Origin of the sequence: Sorangium sp. So ce394 (assembly GCF_051474665.1) — a bacterium.
Taxonomy (GTDB): Bacteria; Myxococcota_A; Polyangia; order Polyangiales; family Polyangiaceae; genus Sorangium; species Sorangium cellulosum_D.
Genome location: NZ_CP150339.1, coordinates 5,230,565 through 5,256,515 on the forward strand (window position 1 = coordinate 5,230,565; position 25,951 = coordinate 5,256,515).

Below are 25,951 nucleotides of genomic sequence, written 5' to 3' on the forward strand. Positions count from 1 at the left end.
TGTCGGGCTGAGCCCCTGACCGTCGACCGGTAACGCGCCCGGGTGACGCGGCGGGGCACGACAGCACGGCGGGGGCCATATCGACGCGTGAACGACCCTGGCCGCCAGCGCGCCCCTAAGCACAATGGCGCGCCTCAACGCGCCGGCAAACTCGGCAACCACCGCAGCCCGAGGGGGGCGGGGCGGCTGGCGGCCAGCTCCCCGAGCCAGGGGCTCCGGCGGTTGGCCCGGGTTGGGTCCATCGTCCCCGAGGGGCTGCGATCCGTCGCCTCGCCCCCACTAAATGCCGGCGGATCCCCGCAGTCTGCCCGCGAACGTAAAATTTTACTCGTGCGACACCACGAGGAGGCTCGAGAAGCCGGGGAGACTTTCGCTGGCCACCCCGTCTGCGCGCGGGCCCAAGCCACTCGGCGTGCCTGCTGGCAGCGGGTATTCCGGCTGTGCGTCCATTCGTGTAACTATTTGCGGGGCGGCGCGGATGTTGGGGAGGCGGGATGAGGCGGTCGAGCGTGAGCAGAACCGGGTCGGCTGTCTGGACGCTTGTGCTCGTGCTTGTCGCGGCCTGCTCCGGAGCACGGACGCCACAGCTCAGAGGGATGCAGGACGTGCCCGCGGCGGTGGCGGCCGTCGCGGCGAAGCAGCCGACGATCGTGCGCGTGCAGGGCAACCTGTGGGTGGTGGGGCTGCCGGCGCGCCACGGCTGGGCGCGCGAGCGGCGCGTGCTGCTCACCAAGCGCAACGTCAAGCATGGGATCGACGTGAAGGTGGGGGTCGTGGTCGTGTTGGACGACAGCTATGCGACGGCGGCGCCAGTCGGGATCATGTACGAGGAGCCGGGGGCGTCGTTCGACGGAGCGCTCGCGAGAATCGTGGGGAGCGACGAGCGGCTGCGGATCGGCCGAGGGTTTGGGAGCTTGAGCCAGGTGACGACCACGTCGGTGGTGGAGCTCGACCTGGGGCGCCGCGATGGGGTGGGCGTGGGCGACGTGTACGAGGTGCGCGGGCGGGAGGGCACCGGGGTGATCGGTCGCGTACGGGTGGTGAGCCTCGAGGACACGCGGGCGAAGGCAGAGGTGATCAACGCCGGTCCGTTCGCGGCAGGGCAGGAGGTGGTCTACCAGCCACAGAGGGGCGACGAGGCGGTCAAGGGCGCGGCGGTGACGGTCGTGGTGTGCGACTTCGAGCCGAAGGCGCGGGACAAGGACGTGGTGCTTGCGGGGCAGGCGTTTGCGTTCGACCTGGCCAAGCACCTGCGTGAGGCGGCGGGGCATTGGAAGGGGTTGGAGGTGAAGCAGGCGTCGCAGATGGTCGGCGATGACGAGAAGGCGCGGAAGCTCGGGCGGGCTTACCGTGCGGACGTGGTGGTGTGGGGGACGGCGATGTGCATTTCGGGTCGAGGCTGCGCGCTGCCGGTGTTCACGGTCGTGGACCCGGGGCGCCTGGCGACAGCACGGTTCGAGGGCAAGGAGGTGCGCTTCGATCCGGTCAATCCGCGGGAGTCGTTGGAGCGCGGGACGGCGAGCGATCCTGCGGGGCTGGTGTTTGGTCTACTGGGGTCGCTGACCTTTGCGGCGCAGCGGTATGGTGACGCGGCCTTCTACCTGGGTCGGGTGCCGGAGGGAGCGCTGAAGGGGGAGGAACGCTACCGGGCGCTGCGGGATCTATGCGATGCGCAGTACTTCCTGGGGCGCCTCGAGTCTGCGATGGACTCGGCCGTGAAGCTGGAGCGAGCAGCGCAAGGGCATCCCCGTGGCTGGGCGATGGTCGGCGCTCGCCAGCGGGCCCGGCTCCTTGCGGTCAAGGGTGAGGTCGACGACGCGCTGAAGCTGTACCGAGAAGCGCTTGCGGTCTTCGAGGCGCTGGGGGCACGGCACTCGCGCGCGGTAACGCTAGGAGACATCGCGCGGCTCCTCGAGGACAAAGGGGAGGTGGACGAGGCGCTGAAGCTGCACCGGGAAGCGCTTGCGGTCTTCGAGGCGCTGGGGGCACGGCACTCGCGCGCGGGGATGCTGGTAGACATCGCGCGGCTCCTTGCGAAGAAGGGAGAGGTGGACGAGGCGCTGAAGCTCCATCGGGAAGCGCTTGCGGTCTTCGAGGCGCTGGGGGACCGGCGCTCGCGCGCGGGGACGCTGGGAGACATCGCGTCGCTCCTCGAGGACAAGGGGAAGGTGGACGAGGCGCTGAGGCTGCACCGTGAGCGGCTTGCGGTCTTCGAGGCGCTGGGGGACCGGAGCTTGCGCGCGGGGACGCTGGGAGACATCGCACGGATTCTCGAGATGAAGGGAGAGGTGGACAAGGCGCTGAAGCTGCACCGGGAAGCGCTTGCGGTGTACGAGGCGCTGGGGGCTCGGCGCTCGCGCGCGATAACGCTAGGAGACATCGCGCGGCTCCTCGAGGACAAGGGGGAGGCGGACGAGGCGCTGAAGCTGCACCGTGAGCGGCTTGCGGTCTTCGAGGCGCTGGGGGACCGGAGCTTGCGCGCGGGGACGCTGGGAGACGTCGCGTCGCTCCTCGAGGACAAGGGGGACGTGGACGAGGCGCTGAAGCTGTACCGAGAAGCGCTTGCGGTCTTTGAGGCGCTGGGGGCACGGCACTCGCGCGCGATAACGCTAGGAGACATCGCGCGGCTCCTTGCGAAGAAGGGAGAGGTGGACGAGGCGTTGAAGCTGCATCGGGAAGCGCTTGCGGTCTTCGAGGTGCTGGGGAACCGGCGCTCGCGCGCGGTGGCGCTGGGGTACATCGCGCGGCTCCTTGCGAAGAAGGGAGAGGTGGACGAGGCGCTGAAGCTGCACCGGGAGCAGCTTGCGGTCTTCGAGGCGCTGGGGGGCGGGCGTGATCGCGCGGTAACGCTGGGGGACATCGCGCGGCTCCTTGCGAAGAAGGGAGAGGTGGACGAGGCGCTGAAGCTACACCGGGAGCGGCTTGCGGTGTTCGAGGCGCTGGGGGCGCGGCGCTCGCGCGCGGCGGCGCTGGTAGACATCGCCCAGATTCATTTGTATCGAAAGGAGATCGCTACGGCTCTTCCCATGCTGCGGGAGTCCTACGAAATCGCGTTAGCGCTCGGTGACGCGTACGGAGCCGCCTTTGTCGGGAGCTTGCTCGCCCGAACGCTCCTCCAAGCTGGTGCGAAGAAGGACGCCGAGCCCGTTGTAGCCCGCGCCTCCGAGGCCCTCATCAAGATCGGCCGGCCCACCGACGCCGAGGCTCTGCGCGCCCTGCTGCGCGCTCCGAGGACGCCATGAACGACCAGCCTGGCACGGGCGCACCGAAGGAGCAGCTCCCCTCGATAAGAAGGCCCGCACGTGTGTTCGTCTCGTACGCCAAGAAGGATGCCAAGCTACGCGCAGAGCTCGAGAAACACCTCGCCAGTCTCCAGAACAGTGGACATGTCCTCGTATGGCACGACCGGATGATCCGGCCTGGCGACGACAGGGCCGGCACCATCGACGCGGAACTCGAGACCGCCGACATCGTGCTCTTGCTGGTGAGCGCGAACTTCTTCGCCTCGAGCTCCTGCTTCGACATCGAGCTCACCAAAGCCCTCGATAGACATCGATGCGGGCAGACCCGCGTGATCCCCGTCCTCGTGCGTGACTGCGACTGGACCGCCGCGCCGTTTGGACATCTTGAGGCCGTACCCTACCAACCCGGAGCGGGCGTAAAGCCCGTCACCGCGTGGAGCGATCGCGATGCGGCGTGGGCGAGCGTGGCGCGCGAGCTGCGCTCCCTGGTCGAGAGCGGCCCGGACGCACCCGGCGTGCTTCGATCACAGAGCGAGAGCGCCTCGAAAGCCCCGACGAAACCCCGAAGCCATGCAGCTGCTGGCGTTCTGTTCGCCGGGGTCGTGGCCGTGGGGATCGCCATCGGCGTGATTGTCCAAGGAAAGAAGGAGGGCCCGAGCCCCAGTGCGTCCGGGTCTTCGCCCGTCGATCCCATGCCACCGAGCTCCGCAGCGTCGCGGCTGCCTGGCGCGACCGCCTCGGCATCCGCGAGCGCCGTGCCTATCCTGCCTTCAGTGAACGCCGTGAAACAGCCCCAAGTAACGCCCTGGTCCTCAGCGCCCACGGTTCCCGTGGCGGGCACCACGGCCGCGGACGCTGGGCTAACCGCGGCCGCCGATGCTAGGCTAACCGCGGGCGCCGATGCTGAGCTAGCACCGAAGCGCGGGACGGCCACGTTGTCCGGAGCGTTCTGGTCGCTCGGCGTGCGTCGGAGCGAGCTTGGGGGGGCGGCGTTCGTGTGCCTGGATCCTGAGCCTCGTCCCGCCGAGGTCGCCGGCGTGCAGCCGATATGCAGCGTGCTCGCCGGCTCCGACATGGCCCAGTGCTCGCGCAGCGACAAAGCCCGCGAGATCTCAATCGGAACGAGCGTGGCATGGAGGCTCCCATGTCCATGAAACCGATGTGGCAGTACCTGTTCGCTCTCCTCCCGACCGCGTGCGGTGGAGCGCAGGCCCCGCTGCCGCCCAACTACGCACCAGCGCCCCCCAACGATGCTTCAGCTCCCCCCGACAACGCTCCGAGGCTCGTCCGCGTGGGGACGAAGCTGTACGTGACGAACGCCCCAGCCGGCGTGAAGCGCGACAGCCTGCTCTATGCGCGCGCCCCGAATGCTCTGCCCGGCACCAAGGATCACCCGAAGATCGGCATCCTGCGCGGCGTGGACCGTCAGGGAGACGCCCTCCTGGTCGCGTGGTTCACGCTCCTTGATGAGAACGTGGACGCGGCGCTCACCGGCGGAGGCCTCCCCGTGGATCCGATTGGGCAGGACATCCGCGCACGCATCGGCCGGCACTGGGGCGAGTACGTGGGCCAGCCGGCGGCGGCGTTCCCCAAGGAGGGCGGGGACATCGTGCTCGAACTCGACATGGGCCGCGACGACGACGTTCGGTCGGGCGATCAGTACGAGGTGCTCGGCGAGCCGAAAGCCGATGCGCTGAACCTCACGGTCGACAGCTTCGAGGGGCTCGGGACGTGTTCGGTGCTGCCGTTCGGCACGGACGCGACGCGCTCGCGCTGCCAGCTCGATCGAGGGGCCGACGCTCCGGTGTTCCGCGAGCAGCACTGGGTACGCGGAGGGTACGTGCGGGCCATCACGCGGCGTCCGGTGTCGCCGCCCAGCGAGCCTCCGCAGGATCGGCGGCCAGGCGAGTAGGTTGCGATGGGCGTCACGTCCCCTGATGGCGGCCGGTCGGCGCTTCATCCGCTGAGACTTGCAGCAGACTGCCTCGCCAGAGCGTGCTGCCTGCGCCGAGAGTGCTCGCAGGATGGGTGGACAGAGCCTCCTCCGGTAGGGGCTCCGGGCACCGGATGGGCGATGGCCATCGAGCGCTTGAGCGAGCCATCATCAGGCCTGAGCAAAAAAGGGGCCTCCAGCTATTACTGTGCATCCGTTCGTGTAACTATTTGCGGAGCGGAGCCGGCTTTCGGGGAGGCGGGATGAAGCAGTGGAGCGTGAGTAGATCCGGGTCGGTTGTCTGGGCGCTGGTGCTCGTGCTTGTCTCGGCCTGCTCCGGACCGCGGACGCCACCGCCCAGAGGGATGCGCGAGGTGCCTGCGGCCGTGGCGGCTGTGGCAGCGAAGCAGCCGACGATCGTGCGCGTGCAGGGCAACCTGTGGGTTGTGGGTCTGCCGGCGCGACACGGCTGGGCGCGCGAGCGGCGCGTGCTGCTCACGAAGCGCGATCCCGAGCATGGGATCGACGTGAAGGTCGGGGTGGTTGTCGTGCTGGACGACGGCTATGCGACGGCGGCGCCGGTCGGGATCGTCTACGAGGAGCCGGGTGCGTCGTTCGACGGAGCGCGCGCGGAGATCGTGGGAAGCGACGAGCGGCTGCGGATCGGCCGAGGATTTGGGACGTTGAGCCAGATGACGACCACGACGCTGGTGGAACTCGACCTGGGGCGCCGCGACGGGGTGGGCGTGGGGGACGTTTACGAGGTGCGCGGCCGGGAGGGCACCGGGGTGCTCGGCCGCGTGCGGGTGGTGGGGGTCGAGGATACGCGGTCGAAGGCAGAGGTGATCAACGCCGGTTCGTTCGCGGTGGGGCAGGAGGTTGTCTATCAGCCGCGGAGGGCCCACGAGCCGAGCCATAGCGCAGCGGTGACCATCGTGGTGTGCGACTTCGAGCCGAAGGCGCGGGACAAGGACGTGGCGCTCGCGGGACAGGCGTTTGCGTTCGACCTGGCCAGGCACCTGCGCGAGGCGGCAGGGGATTGGACGGGGCTGGAAGTGAAGCAGGCGCCGCAGATGGTCGGCAATGACGAGCAGGCGCGTAAGCTCGGGCGCGACTACCGTGCGGACGTGGTGGTGTGGGGGGCGGCGATGTGCCATTCGGGCAGGGGCTGCGCGCTGCCGGTGTTCACGGTTGTGGAGTCGGAGCGCCTGGCGACGGCCCGGCTCGAGGGCAAGGAGGTGCGCTTCGACCCGGTGAATCCGCGAGGCGCGCTGGAGCGCGGGACGGCGCGCGATCCTGCGGGGCTGGTGTTCGGGTTGCTGGGATCGCTGACCTATGCGGCGCAGCGGTATGGTGACGCGGCCTTCTACCTGGGTCGGGTGCCGGAGGGCGCGCTGGAGGGGGAGGATCGCTACCGGGCGCTGCGGGATCTGGGCGAGGCACAGTACTTCCTAGGGCGCCTCGAGTCGGCGACGGATTCCGCCGTGAGGTTGGAGCAAGCGGCGCAGGGGAATGACCGTGGCTGGGCGATGGTGGGCGTCGGCCAGCGGGCCCGGATCCTCACGGCCAAGGGCGAGGTGGACGAGGCGCTGAAGCTGCACCGGGAGGAGCTTGCGGTCTACGAGGCGCTGGGGAACCGGCGCTCGCGCGCGGTGGTGCTGGGGGACATCGCGCGGCTCCTCGCGAACAAGGGGGAGGTGGACGAGGCGCTGAAGCTGCACCGGGAAGCGCTTTCGGTCTACGAGGCGCTGGGGGACCGGCGCTCGCGCGCGGTGGTGCTGGGGGACATCGCGCAGCTCCTCGCGAACAAGGGGGAGGTGGACGAGGCGCTGAAGCTGCACCGGGAAGAGCTTGCGGTCTACGAGGCGCTGGGAGACCGGCGCTCGCGCGCGGTGGCGCTGGGAGACATCGCGCGGCTCCTCGCGAACAAGGGGGAGGTGGACGAGGCGCTGAAGCTGCACCGGGAAGAGCTTGCGGTTTACGAGGCGCTGGGGGACCGGCGCTCGCGCGCGGCGACGCTGGGAGACATCGCGCGGCTCTTCAGGGCCAAGGGGGAGGTGGACGAGGCACTGAAGCTGCACCGGGAAGAGCTTGCGGTCTACGAGGTGCTGGGGGACCGGCGCTCGCGCGCGGGGACGCTGGGAAATATCGCGCGGCTCCTCGCGAACAAGGGGGAGGTGGACGAGGCGCTGAAGCTGCACCAGGAAGCGCTTGCGGTCTACGAGGCGCTGGGGGATCGGCGCTTGCGCGCGGTGACCCTGGGAGACATCGCGCGGCTCCTCATGGACAAGGGGGAGGTGGACGAGGCGCTGAAACTGCACCGGGAGCGGCTTGCAGTGTTCGAGGCGCTGGGGGACCGGCGCTTGCGCGCGGCGACGCTGGGAGACATCGCGCGGCTCCTCACGGACAAGGGGGACGTGGATGAGGCGCTGAAGCTGCACCAGGAAGCGCTTGCGGTGTTCGAGGCGCTGGGGGACCGGCGCTCGCGCGCGGTGATGCTGGGAGACATCGCGCGGCTCCTCAGGGACAAGGGGGAGGTGGACGAGGCGCTGAAGCTGCACCAGGAGGCGCTTGCGGTCTACGAGGCGCTGGGGGCCCGGCGCTCGCGCGCGGTGACGCTGGGAGACATCGCGCGGCTCCTCACGGACAAGGGGCAGGTGGACGAGGCGCTGAAGCTGCACCGGGAAGCGCTTGCGGTGTTCGAGGCGCTGGGGGACCGGCGCTCGCGCGCGGTGACGCTGGGAGACATCGCGCGGCTCCTCAGGGACAAGGGGGAGGTGGACGAGGCGCTAAGACTGCACCGGCAAGCGCTTGCGGTCTACGAGGCGCTGGGGGACCGGCGCGAGCGCGCGGTGACGCTGTTTGACATCGCCCAGATTCACTTGTCCCGAAAGGAAGTCGCTATGGCTCTTCCCCTGCTGCGGAGGTCCTACGAACTCCTCCTAGCGCTCGGCGACGCGTACGGAACCGCCTTCGCCGGGAGTTCGCTCGCCGAAACGCTCCTCCAGACCGGCGAGAAGAAGGACGCCGAGCCCGTCGTCGCCCGGGCCTCCGAGGCCCTCACCAAGATCGGCCGGCCCGCCGACGCCGAGGCGCTCCGCGCCCTGCTGCGCGCTCCGAGAACGCCTTGAACGACCAGCCCGGCGCGGGCGCACGGAAGCAGAATCGCCGGTCGATACGAGGCCCGCGCGTGTTCGTCTCGTACGCCGAGCAGGATGCCATGCTACGCGCAGAGCTCGAGGACCACCTCGCCGGGCTCCAAAAGGAGAGAAGAGGGAGGAGCCGAGCCGCAGCGCGCCCGACGTTCGCCGGTCGAAACCGCGCCGCCGACCGCCGTGGCGCCGCTGTCCAGCGCGACCGCCACGGCATCCGTAGGCGCCGTGACGATCCCGGCCCCAGGGAATGGCTATCGTGATGGCGTAGGCTCGAACACGAGCGCTAGCCTGCGCGCCCCTCCGTAGCCGACGGTACGCCGAGCAGCCGGCCGATCGCCTCGTGAACAACCAGGGCCGCCACCTCATCCCCGAGGGCGAGGGCGCGGGTGAGCGCCTCGGCGAGTGAGGCAATCACCGCGGCCCGAGGCGACGGATCGCTTAACGCCAGCTCTCTAAGCCCAGGCACCGGCGGTTGGGCCTGGGTTGGGGCCATGCCTTCCGAACGGGTGCGATCGGTGGTCTGGTCCCCCCAAAATCCCGGGTGAAGCGACGGATCGCGACGGTTCGGCACCGCAAATTCGTTCCTCCAACAAAAGATGGGTGGCACCCGTCTCCCGGTGGACGTGCCTCCAGCAAAAGATGGGTGGCACCCATCTCCGCGATGGAGAGGCCACCGTCCGGCCGCGCGATCCCCTGGGCGCCCCGCCTCGCTGGGCGCTGTAATGTAAGAAATCCCACTTCATGCCGCCGGCTACGCTCCCATCGGGAGACCTCGTCGACGGCGGCACGCGGCGGAGCGTCGCCGCCTCGTCGAAGCCGAGGTCCGCAGGCACGCCGGAGGAGCGCGTGCTCGGCGACGACCACGAGGCACGTGCGACGACACAGCGTGGGTGGCGACCACGCTGTCACGGATGACAGCCGGCGCAGCAAGACTGTAGCCTCGTCGTGCATGCTGAAGGCGCTCCAGCACGGGAAGCTCGGCCGCATGGCGGTCGGCGTCGACGAGGAAAGCGACGGAGACACGCTGGAGGAGCGCAGCACCCAGGGGACGGCGACGGACGGGCTGACGGAGCTCGAGGACCCGCTCACGTCGATGGTGTTCGAGCGGCTGGAGTACCTGCCGGCCGAGCTCGCGTGGGCCATCCTGCGTGGCGCGAGCAAGCCGTTGGGCGATGGTCTGCCGATGCCCGCGACCCCTCCCGTGGGGGCGCCCTCGTGGTCGTTCTGGCCCAGCCTTCGGCCAGGTGATGGAGGGCGGAACAAGGTGCGGGTCGAGCCCGACGTGCTCGTCTCGTGGGGCGACACGCTGCTCCTGATCGAGGCCAAGCATCGGGGATTCCAGGACCCTGCACAGTGGGTGGAGCAGATCCGCGCGGCGCGGGCGGTGCCCGCGCACTCGAAGAAGCAGCTATGGCTCATCGCCGTGGGAGGCATCGTGATGCAGGAGGGACATGGCAATCTCGCCCGTGTCCGGCGCGACGTCGCGAGCGATGTCGCCGGGGTGCTCACGATCCGGTGGGAAGACCTGCGCGAAACGCTCTATCCGATCGAGGCTTCGACGCGCGCATCGCCGCAATCGGCGATCCTGCGCGACATGGCTGCGGCGCTCGAAGCGTGGGGGTACCGTAGGAAAACCTGGTTCTCGTCGTTGCCAGCGGTCGCAGAACGACCCGGGGGCGAGGGCTCGGTGTCCACAATCCAGGGGTGGAGGATCCGGTGAACGAGAAGAATGTCGACTTGGCTGGGGCGCTCGCCGATGTGCGTCGCGCGTACAGGCTCCTGCATGCCTACCATCGGCGGCTGTGCGATCTGCTGCAACTGACAGACGAATTCCTGGCCGAGCGGGGCTTCGAGTTCGACCGATGGGCTCCCATCAACGTCGCGAGGCTGCCCCAGTCAACGAAGCCTTTCTTCCGGCCTGAACACTGGGCATGGGACCTGACGCCGGCCTACCAGGTCGAGTGCGTCTGGCAGGGATCGAGCAACGGAACCCACTGCAAGGTCCACATCCATGCCATCGCTGATACGGGATACAATGGCTCTTGCGACGGCGAACCTGATGCTACCAGCTTCAAGTCCGCCGAGACGGCGGCCTCCGAGCTCCGGATCGGCTTGCACCGCACACGCGCCAAGAAGCCCGATTGGAGCTCCGCCTGGAGCCAGCTCTCGCGCACGGCCAACAGGAAGAATGGGGCCGAGCACAAGGTGAGGGTCGGCGGAGATGAATACGCGTACCGCTACTTCGACCTGAATTTGGCCGCGCTCGGGGACGAAGGTGCCATCAAGGAGAAGCTGCTCCTTTCGCTCGACAGGTGGCGGCTGGGGGCGTGATCCATCGCTCAAGCCCCCACCGCACGCCCGCTCTACCGCAGGTACCCTTCGAGCGCCTCCGCGAGCCGCGGATCCAGGACGATCACCTCCTGCTCCAGCCATAACCCCCGCGCGCACAGCTCCCGCACCAGGGCGGGCTCCCCCGCGACATCGAGATCCTCGGGCCACTCCCCCCGCAGCGCGCGCTTCTCCAGGTACTCCGCCCATAGCTCGGGGATCGCCCACCGGAGGTCCGGGCGCAGCGCGCGCAGGTGCCGCGCGATACGGACGCCGTTCGGATCCAGATCGCCGAAGTGGACCACCGGCACCTCGTGCCTCGGGTCCAGCTCGTCCAGAAACGCCCGCATGGTCGCCGTATCCCAGCCCGGCACCAGCGCCACCAGCCAGCCCTGCGGCGGTGTCAGGTCCAGGTAAGCGCCCACGTTCTCCACCAGAAGGATCGCCGCCGGCCGCTCGCCGTCGAGCCGCGTCCCGTCGCGCAGCGCGCGCTCGGTCACCACGAGCTCCCCGAGCAGCCGGACGACGACCTCCACGTCGAGCTCTGCCTCACCGTCGCCGCGGCGCACGGCGAGCCCGGCGTGCGGCCTCAGCCGAACCAGCCCATCCCGGGTCACCTCGACGCCCCCGAGCGCCTCGCGACGGGCCTCCGTGAGCCCCGCCTTGGAGCGGGCCGCCACGGCCGCCGTCGCGGTGCGCTGGTTCAGCCGCGGCGGCAGCGCCCGCGGGAGCCTCTCGGCGCGCTCCCGATCCTTGAGCCGATGCCAGCCGCGCTCGTCCACCGGGAGCCCCGCGGCCCGCAGCTCCTCCAGCGCCTCGGCCCAGCCGGGCCACACGCGGTCGAGCAGCGACCGCACCTCCTCGCGCTGCGCCTCCACGAGCGCCACCTCGTCCCGCCGACCGGTGCGCCGCGTCCACGGCAGCCCGGCCAGGTGCGACCACACCGCGCCCTGGGAGGACCGGCGGCGCAGCTTGCCCGTGGCCCAGAGCTCGAGCAACGCGAGCCGCGCCAGCTCCTCTCCCCACATCACTCGCCCCGCTTCACGCGCCCCACATCACTCTCCCCACATCACGCGCCCCGCTTCACGCGCCCCACATCAGCCATGCAGCTCCCGCGCGACGCGGCGACCGGTGACCAGCACCTCCTCGCGCCCGCGCTCGGCCACCCGGCGCACCAGCCGGTACGTCGTGTTCCCCTCGGCGCGCGCCACCTCGGGCGCCGCGATCAACAGCTGCAGCTCCAGGCTCCGGCAGAGGTCGAACAGCACGTCGAGGCTGTCCTGGGAGAGCCGCGTCGCCTCGTCGAGGAACAGCAGGCGCAGCGTCCCCAGAGAGCGCTTGCCGCGCAGCAGGTTCGCGTCGCGCTCCCAGGCCGCCAGCACGACCATCATGATCGCCGCCCCGACCCCGATGGCCTCGCCCGTCGACAGCTGGCTCGGGTTCGCCAGCTCCCAGGTCGCGCTCGCCTGGCGGCGCACCTCGATCCGCAAATCCATGTACTCGCGGTAGTCCAGCAGCCGCTGCCCGCCCGTGCGCCCGCCCGCGTAACGCCGGAACAGCTCCTCGAGCGCCTCCTCGATGGGCATCGACGTCTTGAACAGCAGATCCTGCGCCGGATCCTCCTTGAGCGCCTGGAGCACCTGGTCCATCCGCGCCACACGCTGCACCCGGACCTGGACCCCGTGGATGTTGCCGAAGCGGACCTGATCGAGGTCCTCGGTCATGCGACGGAGGTTGTGCTGCGCCTTGCGGATCTGCGTCTCGATGTTTCGGGCAACGTCGGACGACTCGCCGCGCAGATCGCCCTCCTGCCGCGCGAGCCGGTCCTGCAGGCGCGCGAGGTGCTCGCACAGGCGGGCGAGCGCCTCGATGGGGTCGTCGACCTCCGCGATCTGCGGCGGGATCCGGCGGAGCAACCAGTCGCGGACCCGCTGCCACGCCTCGAGGTACGCCTCGCTGGACGTCAGCTCGGCGCTGCCGATGCGGCCCTTGATCTCGGCCGCCACGACGGCGCCGTCCTGGGCGCGACCCAGGCGCTCCAGGAGGAGCGCGCCGTGCTCGCGCGCCCGCGGCCAGAGGTTGGGGCTGCCAGCGCCGGCGAGCTCGGCCGAGAAGCGCGCGGAGAGCGCGGACGCCAGCGCGCCCTGCGCCTCCGCCAGCCCGCGCAGGCGCTCCCAGCGCTCCTGGGCCGGCCGGAACAGGCGCTCCTCGTCCTCCGCGTGGCGGCGCGCCTCCTGCTCCCTCCCGCGCGCGCCGTCCAGCCGCACCTCCCGGCGGACCACCTCCTCCGAGAGCTCGCGCTCCTGCACGCTCAGCGCCGCCCGGCGCTCCTCCAGGGCGGCGAGCTCCCGCTCCGCCCGCTCGAGCGCCGCCGCGCTCGGATCCTCGACGCCGGTCTCGGCCAGCTCCTCGCGATGGCGCGCGAGCGCCTCGTCCAGGCTGCCCACCGCGCCGTCCGCGGCCTGGAGCGCCTGGTGCGCCGCGCGCTCCGCCGCCTCGGCCCGGTCGAGGCGCTCCTCCGCCCGATCCAGGGCCTGCTTCGCGCGATCGAGCTGCTCGGACAGCGCCGGCGTGAGCCCCCGCCTCCGCCGGAGCGCCGCCTCCGCGTCGGTCCACGCGAGCGCGGCGCGGTTCTCCTCCACGCGACGCAGCGCCAGCAGGGCGCGGCCGGCTTCGTCGCGCGCGCGCTCGGCCTCGGCCTTCCGCGCGCCCATCCGCGCGAGATCGTCGTCCGAGGGAGGCGCCGCGCGGAGCACCTCGATCCGCCCCTCGACGATCCGCCGGTCGAGCGCCGTGCGCGCGAGCTCCGCCTCGGCGCGCTGCGCCTCGGCGAGCCGCGCCGCGAGCGCCGCGGCCTCCGCATCGAAATCGCGGGCGTCGAGGAGCCACGCCTCGGGGAGCAGCCGCGTGAGCGCCGCGGTCCGCCGCGCGAGCCCCTGCGCGCGCGCCCGCGCCGCGCTCGCCGCCTCGCCGTGCGCCCGCGCCGCCTCGGCCGCGCGCTCCCCGGCCTCGCGCGCCGCGCCGAGCTCCGGCCGGGGGTCGTCGCGCTCCAGGATCGCCGCGTCCGGGAGCAGCCGCGCGACCTCGTCGAGCGCGCGATCCAGCCCTCGCTCCTCCGCGCGCAGCGCCTCGACCCGCTCCGCGTGCTCGCGCTCCTCCTCCTTGAGCTCGCGGACGCGGCGCGATCGGGCCCTGCGCCCGAGCGTCGGCCGCTCGGGCAGGCGCGTCAGGCGGACGCCCTCGGCGCTCCGCACCAGCGCGTCGCGTCCGAGCAGCTCGCCGGGCGGCCGGCCCTCCTCGTCGAGCGCGAGCGGCGCGTCTCCTCCGAGGAGCCACACGGTCGCGGGGCGCTCGGTCGCCTGCGCGAGGACCTCGGCAGCGCCGCGCGCGTCCTCGACGAGGATCGCCTCGTGCAGCGGGCCGAGCAGGGCCTCCACCGCGGCGGCGTCCTCGAGGGCGACCTCCTCGAAGCGCCCCGCCAGGAGCTCGCCCCCCACGAGATCCCGCGCCCTCAAGAGCGCCCGGCTGACCTGCCCTCCGGCCTGCTCCAGCCGGAGCGCCTCGTCCTGGAGCGCCCGGCGCCGCGCCTCGGCCTCCTCTCCGCCCCGGCGGACCTCATCGCGCCGCGCCTGGAGGGCGGCGCGCAGGGTCTCCAGATCCTCCCGCGAGCTGATCCCCTGGCCAGCGCGCGCCGAGAGCGCGTCCGCCGCGGTGCGGACCTCCCGCCAGCGGATCGCCAGCGCCTCCAGATCGCGGGCACGTGATCTCGCCGCCTCACGCGCGGCCTCGGCGTCGCGCGCGGCCTCGGCCTCGTCGCGGCTCCGCTCCTCGGCGTCGCGGAGCTCGTCCTCGGCGTCGCGGTGGGCCGCGGCGACTTCGGCCGCGGTCGACAGCGGCCGGTCGGGCGCCGACAGCGCGTCCGCCTGCCCGCGCGCGGCGCGCTGCCGCCGCGCGTGCGCCCGCGCCTCGTCGAGGCGGGGCGCGAGCCGGGGCCGCTCCTCCACGAGCCGGAGCAGGCGCCGGGACTCCTCGAGCGCCCGCGACGCGCGCTCGTAGGCGCCGGCGGCCGGGACCTCCGCGCCGACCAGCCGCCCGAGCGCGCCCGCGACCTCGGCGAACTCGCGCCGGCGCCGCGCCGCCGTCCCGATCTCGCGATCGAGCCGCACGATCTCCTCGTCCAGCGCCTCCTGCCGCGCCTCGCAGCGCGCGATCGCCTCGCCGGCGGTCTCGGGGCGGACGTCCTCGCCGGGCAGCCGCCGCGCCGCCTCCTCCAGGGAGGCCACCGCGATGCGGTGCGCGGCGGCTCGCCGGGCCAGCTCCTCGATGCCTCGCTGCAGGTCCGAGAGCCCCCGGGCGGCGCGCTCGCGGTCCTCGCGCGCCTCGTCCCGGCGCAGCCGCGCCTCGCCCAGCGCGCCCTCCCACGCCGCACGCGCCGTGCCCTGCCGCGCGGCGGCCTCCTCGCGCCGCGCGGTCCGCTCGCGGATGCGCTCGTCGATCTCGCGGGCCCGCCGGGTCCGCTCGACGACGCCCCGGGCCGTGACCCCCGCCGCCTCGACCGCCGCGTGCTCGCTCCGGACCACGTCCCTGCGCGCGCGCCCGTCGTCCACCTCGATCTCGAGCCCGCCGCGCTCGGCCTCGGCCGCCGCGAGCGCCCGCCGCGCCTCGTCGAGCCGCTTCGCGCGCTCCTCGGCGGCCTCCTTGGTCGCGTGCACGGCGGCGGCGAGCATCCTCTGCCCGGCGTCGTACACCTCGCGGATCTCCCCCTCGGTCCGCCGCGCCGCCTCGACCTCCTGCCGCGTCCTGCGGCAGGCATCGAGGTTCTGGCGCATCCGCACGAGGGTGTCCGCGAGGCCCGTCTCCTCGCGCAGCAGGAAGCCGCGCAGCTCCGAGGTGAGCGCCCGCGAGATGCCTCCGGTCATGCTCGTGCGGAGCAGCTCGTTGAGCTTCCCGCGCTCCTCCTCGGTCGCGAGCCGCAGCGGCGTGACGCCGCGATCGAACAGGGCCGCGAAGTACTCCTTGGCCGAGGTGAAGGTGGTGAGCCGCGCGCCGGCCCGCGCGACGATCTCGCGGAGCCGGCCGAGATCGGGGACCATGTCGAGCTCGCCCCGGTCGAGCAGGACGTCCTCCAGCGCGGCGCCGGCGGCGAGATCCGTGACGATCAGCGGCGTCGGCTCGACGGTCGGCTCGGCGCGGCGCTCGAGGTGCACGCCGGCGAGCAGCCGCTCGCCGCGCGGGAGGCGGAGATCGAGGAAGGCGTACGAGGGGCGCCCGGGGTCGCCGAGGCGGCCCCAGATCCCCTTGTCGCCGCCCGTCGCGCCGTGCTCGCCCAGGTTGGTGAAGCGGAGCCGGCTCATGTCGGGCAGCAGCACGACGTACGCGGCGATCATCACCGTGGTCTTGCCCGCGCCGTTCGTCCCCTCGAGGGCGGTGACGTTGGGGTCGAGATCGTAGGTCCTGCAGAACACCCCTCGCCAGTTCACGAGGGCGAGCGCGGCGGCCTGGACACGTTTCACGGCTCCTCCTCCTCTTCATCCGTTCCAGCCGGCGGCGCGTCCCCGAGCGCCACCTTCCCCTCGGCCACGAGGCGCCCGAGCGCCTCGGCGCGGTCGCCGAGCCCGCGCACGGGCTCCGCGAAGCGCAGCACGGGCGCTCGCACCCGCAGGCGCTCGGCGCGGGCCGCGGGCGGCGCCCCGCGGCCGCCTTCCTCCTGGAGGTCGACGAAGCCGAGCGCGGCGAGCGCGCGCAGCGCCTTGTCGATCTCGAGGCGCACGGTCTCCTCGGCGATCCGCTCGTCGTAGCGCTTCCGCCTCGGGTTGAGCGCGACGACGAGCCGCTGGCGGCCGATCAGGCCCTCGAGCCGCGCCACGAGCTGCGCGCGCGGCACGACGCCGCCGGACTGCACGGTCGCCGGATCGAGGTACAGGAGCGCGAGCGTCTGACCGACGAGCATCTCGCCGGCCGTGAGGTGCCGCCGGCCGAGCCGGTCGCCCGAGGGCAGGAGGTAGAAGTAGCCTTCGGTCGCGTGCGTGAGCTCGCCGCCGTACCGGCGGTAGAAGGGCTCGAGCAGCTCCTGAGCATCGACGAGGAAGCTGTACCGATCGCCGTCGTCGCGATCCACGTGCCGCCCGGCGCGGAGGGCGAGGTCGACCTCCGGAAAGAGCGGATCGAGGACCACCTCTTCGAGGCGCGAGAACGGCGCCGACGTCATGGAGCCTCCTCGGACGTGCGCCCTGGCCTGGCCGGCGGAGGGACGCGCGACGGCGATGTCCCGACGTGCGCCGGCGAAGGGAGCCGCGACGGCGATGTCCCGACGTGCGCCGGCGGAGGGAGCCGCGACGGCAACACATCGGCCGCGGCCGCCATGAGGCTCCATTCCTCGACGCTCAGCTCCCCCGGCACCTCGACCCAGGGCGGATCGAGCGCGCTTCGGGGGCGCGCCTCCGCGGCGAGCTGCGCCGCGATCCGGCCGACGGCGACGAACCGATGTTCCTCGGAAACCCCGGGCAGCACGGCGGTGAGCACCTCCGAGAGGGTCGCTGCTCCCGCGGCGAGGGCGGCGCGGACGCGGAGCTCCTGATCGGTCATCCGGGGGTCCGGCGGCTGCTCCTCGAGCGGCGTGCGCCACGCCCCGCGAGGCTGCACGACGGGCGGCCGAGCGACCCGCGCCTCCAGCGGCCGGAGCAGCCGGATCGAGGGGGCGCGCGCGGCGATGAGCGCGAAGGGGCGATCCGGCCAGGCGACGAGCTGGTCGCGCAGCCGCTGGCTCAGCGCCCGATCCGGATCCAGCCGGACGACGTCCCGCAGGAAGCGCTGGACGTACTGGTAGTACTCCGACCAGGCGCGCTGCCGGTCTCGGCCCCAGGCGCTCACGCGATCCACGTGCTCGGCGGCGCGCTGGGCCGCCTCGGCGGCCTCGGGCGTGCCCCGGTCGGCCGCGAGCTGCTCGATTTCCTGGAGACGCGCCTGGATGTGCCCCGTGTCTCGCAGCAGGACCTCGTTCAGCTCGCGCAGGGTGGCGGCCGTCGCCTCGAGCAGCTCCTCGCACGTCTCCACGGCGCGGAACCAGTCGCTTTGCAGGAGGGCCCCGATCCTCTCGCGGATCTCCTCCTGCTGCAGGTCGAGCCCGCGCTGGCGGCGCTCGATGCCGGCGACGAGATCGCGCACGGTGATCCGCAGCGGCGCCACCACGTCGGCGTGCCACGCCTCGGCCGTCCCTGCGCTCCGCGCCGCGCCGAGCACCTGGACGAGCTGGGCCGTGAGGACGCCCGTGAGCAGGGTGAGGCTCTCGCGCGTGAGCGCCTCATCGTCGAAGAAGAAGTCGACGACCGCGGCCGCGAGGCGTGTCAGCGTGTACTCGCCCGCGCGCACGAGGCCGGCCCCGTCCACCCGCGCCAGGAGCCGCTGCTCGCGCAGGCGCTGGATGGCGTGGGTGGCGCGCTTGCGAGGGTTCTCGGCGCCCGGGTCGGTGATCTCGCAGATCTGCTCGAAGACGTCGACAAGCAGGTCCTCCTCGAAGGACGCGAGCGCCGCCCTCTCGGCGCGCGCGCGCAGGGCCACGAGGTAACAGAGGTCCGCGGTGTCGAGCTTCAGGGCCGCGCGGGAGCGCTGGAGCGAGGCGATCAGGCGGTTCGGGTCCATGGCGATCGCTGTGGGGTGCGCTGTCGCAGCCGGCGAGTGCCAGGGCCTGAGCCGGGCGAGCGCGCGAGCTGCAGCGTTTCGATGCGGGGTTGTGGCCTCGGCAGCCAGGCGGCGCCGAGGCTCGAGCGCCGACGTCCAGGGCACTCGGAGGGCAGGCTATTACCACGATTCTACGTGGATGGTTACGTGATCGATATGTGAATGGTGGATGCCTGTTGGTGTGAGAAATTGGGAGACGTTCCCGGAATGCTGCGGGTACGCGGGTCGTCGCCGCCGGCGCTTGTTCGAACGCTTGCTCGGATCGAAGGCGATCGGCTCTCCAGGCCTTCCCGAGGCGCTCGTCAACATAGGTGAGCTGCCCACCTGCGCGCGCATCACAGCGCATTGCGGGAATCGGATTACTTTTCTCGCGTGACCCTCCTACTTCGCGCCCGGCCGCGCACCGTCGCGCCTGCGGCTCAGGCACCGCGTCGTGCCTCGCGGCATCCAGGAGATCGCCCACGCCGCCGCGGCCCGCTGGGGACGTCGACGTCGCCTCCGCGATCACGACAAGCGCCACGCTGGCGAGCGACCCACGCGCGATGTGCGTCCGCCAGCGCGGCCACGGTCGGCCGAGCTGCCGCGGATCCCGCCGTCGCGCGCCCGGCGGGTCCAGCCCTGCGCCTCGCATCGTCGAGGCATAGGCGAGTATGCCTATGCCTCGATCCAGCGGGCTCGGGTACGCTCGTTGCAGTCGCCTGCATCTCCACGAACGCAGAGAGAACAGCAGGTCCGCAACAACACAAGCATGACAGTTATGTTCAATAACCGCACCTCTTAGGCTGCGTCCACCTTCAACCATCCCTGGGATGCCCGACAGCCGCGCAGCGGCGGCCGGCGGCGTCCAGATGCCGGTGATTGAGGCCATGGTGGCGCCGATCCGCGCCCGCCCGCGCGTCGGGCCGCTCGGATCGGAGCGATTGTTACGGTCTATAACGACAGGCGGCGCCGAGCCGCATGTCTGCGGAGGATTTCATGCAGGTGATCGTCGTGGGCGCCGGGATCGGCGGCCTGGCCGCGGCTCTTTCGCTCCACGCCTCAGGCCACGAGGTGACGGTGTTCGAGGCCGCGCCCACCCTCCTGCCGCTCGGGGTCGGCATCAACCTCCTGCCCCACGCCGGCGAGGTGCTGGACGAGCTGGGCCTTGTCCAGGCCCTCCTGGCCCAGGGGGTCGCGACCCGCGAGCTTGTCTATTACAACCGCTTCGGTCAGCGCATCTGGGGCGAGCCGCGCGGCCGCTTCGCGGGCCACGCCGCGCCGCAGATCTCCCTGCACCGCGGCGCCCTGCAGGGCGTGCTGTTCGACGCCGCCGTCGAGCGGCTGGGCGCCGACCGGGTGATCTGCGACCGGCGCCTCACGGACCACGCGGAGGACGGAGGCCGCATCGTGGCGCGCTTCCTCGACCGCGAGGGCGTGGCCCGGAAGGTCGCCGCCGATCTCCTGATCTGCGCCGACGGCATCCACTCGGCGGCGCGCGCCCGCCTCTATCCGGACGAGGGGCCGCCGGTCTATGGCGGCCGCATCCTGTGGCGGGCGACCACGCTGGCGGCGCCCTTCCTCACCGGCGCCAGCATGATCATGGCCGGGCATCAGGACCAGAAGTTCGTCGCCTATCCCATCTCCCCGCCGGGGCCGGACGGCCGTCAGAGGATCAACTGGATCGCCGAGCTCGCGGTCGCCGAGAGCCTGCGACGGGAGGACTGGAATCGACGGGGCGACCCCGCCGACTTCCTGCCCAGGTTCGAATCCTGGCGCTTCGACTGGCTGGATGTGCCCGGCCTGATCCGGGACGCCGAGGCGATCTACGAATTCCCGCTGGTCGACCGCGACCCGCTGCCGCGCTGGAGCCATGGGCGCATGACGCTGCTGGGCGACGCCGCCCATCCCATGTATCCGATCGGCTCCAACGGGGCGAGCCAGGCCATCCTCGACGCCCGCGCCCTGGTCCGCGCGCTCGCCGCCCACGCCGATCCGGTGGAGGCGCTGGCCGCCTACGAGGCCGAGCGCCTGCCCGCCACCGCCGCCATCGTCGCGGCCAATCGCGGCAACGGCCCGGAGCAGTGCATGCAGATCGCCCAGGACCGCGCGCCGGACGGCTTCGACCGCATCGAGGACGTCTTCGCCCCCGGCGAGCTGGAGGCCATCGCCGCCCGCTACAAGGTGCTGACCGGCCTGAAGCGCGCCTCGGAGCCCGCCGCGTGAGCCCGCCCCTCGTCCCCCTGATGACGCTCGAGGTGGCCGTAGACACGCCGGTCACCGTCGATCCGGGCCCGCCCGGGAGGCGCTTCATTCCCATCGTCGGCGGTACGGTGGCCGGCGGCCTCGAGGGGCGGGTGCTGCCGGGCGGCGGCGACTGGCAGACGATCTGGGATGACGGGCGGACCGACATCTCGGCCCACTACATCCTCGACATCGCCGGCCATGGAACGGTGGAGATCCTCTCCGAAGGCGTCCGCGCCAGGCCCCCGGAAGTGCAGGCGGCGCTCGGGCGCGGCGAGGCCGTGGACCCCGGGCTCACCTATTTCCGCACCTCCATCCGCATGCGCACCTCGGCGCCAGGGCTTCAGCGGCTGAACGCCGTGCTGGCCCTGGCCGTGGGCGAGCGGCTGGCCGACCGGGTGCGGCTCACGGTTCACGAGATCGGCTAGGGCGCGGTCGCGGCTGAGACCACAACACGGAGAACGCATGAGCACACTGACGAGATCGTCGATACGCCAGGGCGAACTTGGCGCAGGTATCTTGGCCGTCATCCTCAGCATCACTTCCTTCAATCGCTCGGCACGGGCACAGGCGCAGCCCGAAGCGCCGCCGGCGCCCGCCGGCGAAGACCCGCCGATCGCGGCTCCCGCGACCGAGCCCGCGAGCCCCCCTGAAGACGCGAGCGCGCCGCGAGCGCCGTCCGCCGAAGCCCACGCCGGCGCGCCAGCACCGCAGGGCGCTGCCGGGCCCAGCCCAGCTCCGCCGGCGCCACCGGCGGAGAAGGAGCCATGGAAGCTGCCGCTCAGCGTCGCGGCCTGGGCCCGCGTCGGAGGCCGCCTACAGAACCCCAGCGCGCGCGAGAAGATGGACCGGCTGCTCGGGGACGGAGAGCTGGATCTGTCGTTTTCGGGCGAGATCAACCGGTTCATCGGGGTGCAGGGCGCGATCGTCGCCCAGTTCGGGCCGACCCCGACCGGGGGCAACATCGCGGGCAGCGCGACCCTCCGTGACGCCATCGCCAAGGTCAAGTTTCACGATCTGCTGAACGTCTGGATCGGTCGAATGATCGTGCCTTCGGATCGCTCCGCCTTCTCCGGGCCGTGGTCGATGGGGCCGTGGAACTATCCCGGGTTCTTCGAGCCCTACGCGCCGCCGATCGGGCCGAGGCAGGGGCCTCTCGGACGCAACGACGGGGTGACCGCCTGGGGCAAGGTAGCGGGCGGCCTGTTCAAGTATTACGTGGGCGCGTTCAACCTGCATGACTCCTCGGTGAGCCCGCTCTACACGGCGAGGCTCAACCTGAGCTTGCTCGACCCGGAGCCTGCCTATTACCAGAAGTCTACGTACCTCGGAGAGAAGGACATCCTCGCGCTCGGCGTCGCGGGCGAAGTGCAGAGGGAAGGTTCCGTCGAACCGTTGCCGCCCCCTGCGGCGGGTACGCCCCCAGGCACCCCGCGCACGGACACCTATGCCGAGCTCAACGCCGACCTCCTGTTCGAAAAGAACCTCCCCGCGGCGGGTACGATCACGCTCGAAGGCGCATTTTACAAGTACTTTGGCGAATTCGAGAGGTTCGACTTTTCCTATTTCGCGCTCGCGAGCTACCTCACGGCGAGCGACGTCGGCGTCGGGAAGCTGCAGCCTCTCGTCCGACTGCAACAAGCGAAGCCGAAGAACGCCGACCCCTACCTGCTCATCGATGCCCAGATGGGCTACATCATCGAAGGGCACGCTGCGCGCGTCGCGTTCGGCTACCAAAGGAGCGATCTGTCCGGGGCGAAGGGGAATGCCCTGTTCCTCGGCGTCCAACTGCAAAAGTGATCCCCTGAACGAGGGGAGCGCCGCGGCCGCGATCCGCTTGCCGCCCGCGCAGCGGGGCGAGGCGCCTGGACGCGCGCGAGCGCGGCGCGCATAGGTGAGTATGCCTATGCCGCGCGCCAGAAGGATCGGATACGAAGTCATCGCAGTCGCCTCCGAGGAGCTCGCCCCCGCATGAAGCTCGCCTCTCTCCGCGGCCCCGGCCGCGACGGCACGCTCGTCGTCGTCAGCCGCGACGGCCTCGCCTACGCGCCGGCCGGCGCCGCGTTTCCCACGCTCCAGGCCGCGCTCGACGACTGGGAGCGCGCCGAGCCGGCGCTGCGCCGCATCGCCGACGACATCGAGCGAGGCGGCGCGGCCGTGGCCCCGCTCGCCGTGGAAGAGCTCGCCGCGCCCTTGCCTCGCGCGTACGAGTGGATCGACGGGTCGGCGTACATCCACCACATCGAGCTCGTGCGCAAGGCGCGCGGCGCCGAGCCTCCGGAGACGCTCACGACCGATCCGCTCGTGTACCAGGGCGGCTCCGGCGTGCTCCTCGGGCCGACCGACGACATCGTCCTGCGCGACGAAACCTGGGGCCTCGATTTCGAGGCCGAGGTCTGCGCCGTCCTCGGCGACACGCCGCAGGGCACGCGCCGCGGCGAGGCCCACCGGCACATCCGCCTGTTCCTCCTGGCCAACGACGTGACGCTGCGCAACCTCGTGCCCGCCGAGCTCGCCAAGGGCTTCGGGTTCTTCTGCTCGAAGCCGGCGACGGCGTTCTCCCCGTTCGCGATCACGCCCGACGAGCTCGGCGACGCGTTTCGCGACGGGCGCGTCCACCTGCGGCTCTGCTCCACGTACAACGGCGCGCTCGTCGGCGACCCCGAGGCCGGCCCGGAGATGCACTTCTCGTTCTTCGACCTCATCGAGCACATCGCCAGGACCCGCAGCTTCACGGCCGGGACCCTGCTCGGCAGCGGCACCGTCTCGAACCGGGATCCGGCGCGCGGCGTGTCGTGCCTTGCGGAGAAGCGCATGCTCGAGATCCTCGCGCACGGGGCGGCGAGGACGCCCTTCATGAAGCCAGGAGACACGATCATGATCGAGATGCTGAATCGCTCGGGAGAGAGCCTGTTCGGGCGCATCGCGCAGCGGGTGGTGGCCGGATGAGCGCCAAGGTGGAGTCGATCGGCATCAAGCGGGTAGAGGCCCTGCACTACTACGTGCGCGACCTGGAGCGGAGCCGCAGGTTCTACACGGAGAAGCTCGACTTCCAGGAGATCGCCGCGAGCTCGCCCGAGCTGAGCGCGGCGGCGGCGCAGCAGTCGATCGTGTTCCAGGCCGGCGAGTGCGTCATCGTCTGCTCGCAGCCGATCGGCGAGGGCGGGCGGGCGTGGCGCTACCTGCGCAAGCACCCCGACGGGGTGGGCACGATCATCTTCGAGGTGGAGGATATCGACCGCGCCTTCCGGCTGCTCGACCGCCGCGGGGGCACGCCGATCGACGAGATCCACCGGGCGACGGACGCGGGCGGCTCGTTCGCGTCGTTCTCGATCACGACCCCGTTCGGGGACACCACCTTTCGCTTCGTGGAGCGGCGCGGCTACCGGGCGCTGTTCCCCGGCTGCGTGGCGTACGACGCGCCCCGCGGCGGCGAGAACCGGTTCGGGATCGCCCGGTTCGATCACATCACGTCGAACTTCCAGACGATGGCGCCCGCCCTGCTCTGGATGGAGCACGTGCTCGGGCTCGAGCCGTTCTGGAAGATCGAGTTTCACACGAACGACGTCGGGACGGGCGCCGCTCACGGCTCGGGCCTGCGCTCCGCCGTGATGTGGGACCCTGCCTCGGGCGTGAAGTTCGCCAACAACGAGCCTTACCGGCCCTACTTCAAGAGCTCTCAGATCAACGTCTTCAACGAGGAGCACCGCGGCGACGGGGTGCAGCACGTGGCGCTCGACGTGGACGACCTCCTCACGGCCGTGCGCGGGATGCGCGGCCGAGGGGTGGAGTTCATGCCGACCCCGGCCGCCTACTACGACCTCATGCCCGAGCGCCTGCAGCGGCTCGGCGTCGGGCAGATCGACGAGGACGTGGCGGCGCTGCGGGAGCTCGAGGTGCTCGTCGACGGCGACGGCGCGCGATCCTATCTCCTCCAGATCTTCCTCAAGGAGTCGTCGGGCACGCACCGCGACCCCGACGCGGGGCCGTTCTTCTTCGAGCTCATCCAGCGAAAGGGGGATCGCGGCTTCGGCGCCGGCAACTTCCGGGCGCTGTTCGAGAGCATCGAGCGGCAACAGAGCGCGCAAGGGAGCGGCTGATGCTCGACCGCATCGCCGTCGGGACGGTCCCCCGCAAGCACCACATCGCCCTCCGGAGCGAGGCGGGGGAGCTCCGCTACGAGGAGTGCCTGACGCGGGCGGGCTTCGACGGCCCCTATACGATCGCCTACCACGAGCGGCGGCCGCACGAGCACCGGCTCGCGCGGGCCGAGCACGGCTTCGCGCTGCCGGTCGCCGCGCCGCCGCGCCCGCTCGCGAAGCGGCACTACAGGACGCACGATCTGCCGCGGCGGGCCGGGCCCGCGATCGACTGCCGCGTGCCGCTCCTCTTCAACGACGACGTGGTGATCGGGGTGGCCCAGCCCGACGCCGCCGATCCGGTGTACTTCGCGAACGCCGACGCCGACGAGCTGTTCTTCATCTTCCGCGGGAGCGGGCTCCTGCGCACGATGCTCGGCGATCTCCGCTTCGAGCAGGACGACTACGTCGTCATCCCGAAGGGGCTCTTCTACCGCTTCCTCCCCGACGAAGCGCCCCAGCGGTGGCTCGCGATCGAGGCCGCGGATATCCACCTCCCGCGCCAGTGGCGCAACGAGGTCGGCCAGCTGCGGATGGACGCGCCCTACGCCCACCGCGATTTCCGGCGGCCCACGCTCGTCGGCCCGCTCGACGAGGGCATTCGCTCCCTGGTCGTGAAGCGCGGCGGCGCGTTCCACGGTTTCGCCTTCGAGCGCTCGCCGCTCGACGTCGTCGGCTGGGACGGGGCGGTGTACCCGTTCGCGTTCCCGATCGAGCGCTTCCAGGCGCGCGTCGGGCTCGTCCACCTGCCGCCGGACTGGCACGGCACGTTCGCGGCGCGGGGCGCCCTCATCTGCAGCTTCGTGCCGCGCCCCGTCGACTTCCACCCGGAGGCGATCCCCTGTCCCTATCCCCACTCGTCCGTCGACTGCGATGAATTCTTGTTCTACTGCCGCGGCGACTTCACCTCGCGCCGCGGCGTCGGCCCGGGCAGCATCTCGCACCACCCGGCTGGCGTCCCGCACGGGCCGCACCCCGGCGCGTACGAGGCGAGCCTCGGGAGCCGCGCGACGAGCGAGCTCGCGGTCATGCTCGACACGACCCGCCCGCTGGCGGCCACCCCGGCCGCGCTCGAGGTCGAGGACCCGGGCTACCAGGACAGCTTCATCGCGGGCCGATGATGCGGTCCGGATGTCGAGCGCCATCGTTGTAGGGCGCAGCAGATGTGGCCCGAGGTGTGCTGTCGCCGCGTCATTGAGGTCTACCTTGCAGACGCGGAGCAAGAACCGTTCGGCGCGTCGACGAACCCTCTCGACG

At 71.7% G+C, this 25,951-nt stretch carries 16 protein-coding genes; 12 read left to right on the plus strand and 4 right to left on the minus strand.

What is annotated here, in order from left to right; genetic code table 11:
• The first annotated feature begins 509 nt into the window (after window positions 1–509).
• From WMF33_RS19225 to WMF33_RS19250, 6 genes are all read left to right on the plus strand, one after another.
• Entirely contained in the window at window positions 510–3,242 is a 2,733-nt protein-coding gene (locus WMF33_RS19225; protein WP_437338494.1) for a tetratricopeptide repeat protein, read from the plus strand.
• Window positions 3,239–4,396 (plus strand): toll/interleukin-1 receptor domain-containing protein, encoded by a 1,158-nt coding sequence (locus WMF33_RS19230; RefSeq protein ID WP_437338495.1) that lies wholly within the window; start codon window positions 3,239–3,241, stop codon window positions 4,394–4,396. The genes WMF33_RS19225 and WMF33_RS19230 overlap by 4 nt, the downstream gene beginning before the upstream one ends.
• Window positions 4,387–5,154, plus strand: a complete 768-nt coding sequence (locus tag WMF33_RS19235) for a hypothetical protein (protein ID WP_437338496.1) — start codon at window positions 4,387–4,389, stop codon at window positions 5,152–5,154. Before WMF33_RS19230 ends, WMF33_RS19235 begins: the two co-directional genes overlap by 10 nt.
• 284 nt (window positions 5,155–5,438) lie before the next feature.
• Entirely contained in the window at window positions 5,439–8,306 is a 2,868-nt protein-coding gene (locus tag WMF33_RS19240; protein WP_437338497.1) for a tetratricopeptide repeat protein, read from the plus strand.
• A gap of 1,009 nt (window positions 8,307–9,315) precedes the next feature.
• The gene (locus WMF33_RS19245; RefSeq protein ID WP_437338498.1) at window positions 9,316–10,050 is read left to right on the plus strand and encodes a hypothetical protein; all 735 of its coding nucleotides are present in this window, start codon (window positions 9,316–9,318) and stop codon (window positions 10,048–10,050) included.
• Window positions 10,047–10,661: a hypothetical protein gene (locus WMF33_RS19250; RefSeq protein WP_437338499.1), complete on the plus strand. Its 615-nt coding sequence runs from the start codon at window positions 10,047–10,049 to the stop codon at window positions 10,659–10,661. Before WMF33_RS19245 ends, WMF33_RS19250 begins: the two co-directional genes overlap by 4 nt.
• Before the next feature lie 32 nt (window positions 10,662–10,693).
• Here WMF33_RS19250 and WMF33_RS19255 read toward each other — a convergent pair whose 3' ends face one another.
• From WMF33_RS19255 to WMF33_RS19270, 4 genes are all read right to left on the minus strand, one after another.
• Window positions 10,694–11,686, minus strand: coding sequence for a Wadjet anti-phage system protein JetD domain-containing protein (locus WMF33_RS19255; RefSeq protein WP_437338500.1), 993 nt, complete (start codon window positions 11,684–11,686; stop codon window positions 10,694–10,696).
• 69 nt (window positions 11,687–11,755) lie between these two features.
• Window positions 11,756–16,171: a chromosome partition protein MukB gene (mukB, locus tag WMF33_RS19260; RefSeq protein ID WP_437338501.1), complete on the minus strand. Its 4,416-nt coding sequence runs from the start codon at window positions 16,169–16,171 to the stop codon at window positions 11,756–11,758.
• Window positions 16,168–16,866 carry a chromosome partition protein MukE gene (locus tag WMF33_RS19265; RefSeq protein WP_437338502.1) on the minus strand — a complete coding sequence of 233 codons (699 nt, stop codon included), beginning with the start codon at window positions 16,864–16,866 and terminating at the stop codon, window positions 16,168–16,170. Before WMF33_RS19265 ends, mukB begins: the two co-directional genes overlap by 4 nt.
• Window positions 16,863–18,296, minus strand: coding sequence for a condensin subunit MukF (locus WMF33_RS19270; RefSeq protein ID WP_437338503.1), 1,434 nt, complete (start codon window positions 18,294–18,296; stop codon window positions 16,863–16,865). Before WMF33_RS19270 ends, WMF33_RS19265 begins: the two co-directional genes overlap by 4 nt.
• Before the next feature lie 1,014 nt (window positions 18,297–19,310).
• Here WMF33_RS19270 and WMF33_RS19275 point away from each other — a divergent pair.
• From WMF33_RS19275 to WMF33_RS19300, 6 genes are all read left to right on the plus strand, one after another.
• Window positions 19,311–20,537, plus strand: a complete 1,227-nt coding sequence (locus WMF33_RS19275) for a flavin-dependent oxidoreductase (protein WP_437338504.1) — start codon at window positions 19,311–19,313, stop codon at window positions 20,535–20,537.
• Window positions 20,534–20,983 carry a DUF3237 domain-containing protein gene (locus tag WMF33_RS19280; protein WP_437338505.1) on the plus strand — a complete coding sequence of 150 codons (450 nt, stop codon included), beginning with the start codon at window positions 20,534–20,536 and terminating at the stop codon, window positions 20,981–20,983. Before WMF33_RS19275 ends, WMF33_RS19280 begins: the two co-directional genes overlap by 4 nt.
• 37 nt (window positions 20,984–21,020) lie before the next feature.
• Window positions 21,021–22,355 carry a hypothetical protein gene (locus WMF33_RS19285; protein WP_437338506.1) on the plus strand — a complete coding sequence of 445 codons (1,335 nt, stop codon included), beginning with the start codon at window positions 21,021–21,023 and terminating at the stop codon, window positions 22,353–22,355.
• A 171-nt stretch (window positions 22,356–22,526) separates the two neighbouring features.
• The gene (locus WMF33_RS19290) at window positions 22,527–23,504 is read left to right on the plus strand and encodes a fumarylacetoacetate hydrolase family protein (protein ID WP_437338507.1); all 978 of its coding nucleotides are present in this window, start codon (window positions 22,527–22,529) and stop codon (window positions 23,502–23,504) included.
• Entirely contained in the window at window positions 23,501–24,655 is a 1,155-nt protein-coding gene (locus WMF33_RS19295; RefSeq protein ID WP_437338508.1) for a 4-hydroxyphenylpyruvate dioxygenase family protein, read from the plus strand. The genes WMF33_RS19290 and WMF33_RS19295 overlap by 4 nt, the downstream gene beginning before the upstream one ends.
• Complete coding sequence (locus tag WMF33_RS19300) at window positions 24,655–25,815, plus strand: homogentisate 1,2-dioxygenase (protein WP_437338509.1); 1,161 nt, start codon at window positions 24,655–24,657, stop codon at window positions 25,813–25,815. Before WMF33_RS19295 ends, WMF33_RS19300 begins: the two co-directional genes overlap by 1 nt.
• Window positions 25,816–25,951: the final 136 nt, after the last annotated feature.

Excerpts from the sequence above, each read along its gene's own strand:
- WMF33_RS19230 (WP_437338495.1), top strand. The coding sequence starts at position 3,239 with ATGAACGACCAGCCTGGCACGGGCGCACCGAAGGAGCAGCTCCCCTCG.
- WMF33_RS19235 (WP_437338496.1), top strand. The coding sequence starts at position 4,387 with ATGTCCATGAAACCGATGTGGCAGTACCTGTTCGCTCTCCTCCCGACC.
- WMF33_RS19240 (WP_437338497.1), top strand. The coding sequence starts at position 5,439 with ATGAAGCAGTGGAGCGTGAGTAGATCCGGGTCGGTTGTCTGGGCGCTG.
- WMF33_RS19245 (WP_437338498.1), top strand. The coding sequence starts at position 9,316 with ATGGCGGTCGGCGTCGACGAGGAAAGCGACGGAGACACGCTGGAGGAG.
- WMF33_RS19255 (WP_437338500.1), bottom strand. The coding sequence starts at position 11,686 with ATGTGGGGAGAGGAGCTGGCGCGGCTCGCGTTGCTCGAGCTCTGGGCC.
- WMF33_RS19265 (WP_437338502.1), bottom strand. The coding sequence starts at position 16,866 with ATGACGTCGGCGCCGTTCTCGCGCCTCGAAGAGGTGGTCCTCGATCCG.
- WMF33_RS19270 (WP_437338503.1), bottom strand. The coding sequence starts at position 18,296 with ATGGACCCGAACCGCCTGATCGCCTCGCTCCAGCGCTCCCGCGCGGCC.
- WMF33_RS19275 (WP_437338504.1), top strand. The coding sequence starts at position 19,311 with ATGCAGGTGATCGTCGTGGGCGCCGGGATCGGCGGCCTGGCCGCGGCT.
- WMF33_RS19285 (WP_437338506.1), top strand. The coding sequence starts at position 21,021 with ATGAGCACACTGACGAGATCGTCGATACGCCAGGGCGAACTTGGCGCA.
- WMF33_RS19290 (WP_437338507.1), top strand. The coding sequence starts at position 22,527 with ATGAAGCTCGCCTCTCTCCGCGGCCCCGGCCGCGACGGCACGCTCGTC.
- WMF33_RS19295 (WP_437338508.1), top strand. The coding sequence starts at position 23,501 with ATGAGCGCCAAGGTGGAGTCGATCGGCATCAAGCGGGTAGAGGCCCTG.
- WMF33_RS19300 (WP_437338509.1), top strand. The coding sequence starts at position 24,655 with ATGCTCGACCGCATCGCCGTCGGGACGGTCCCCCGCAAGCACCACATC.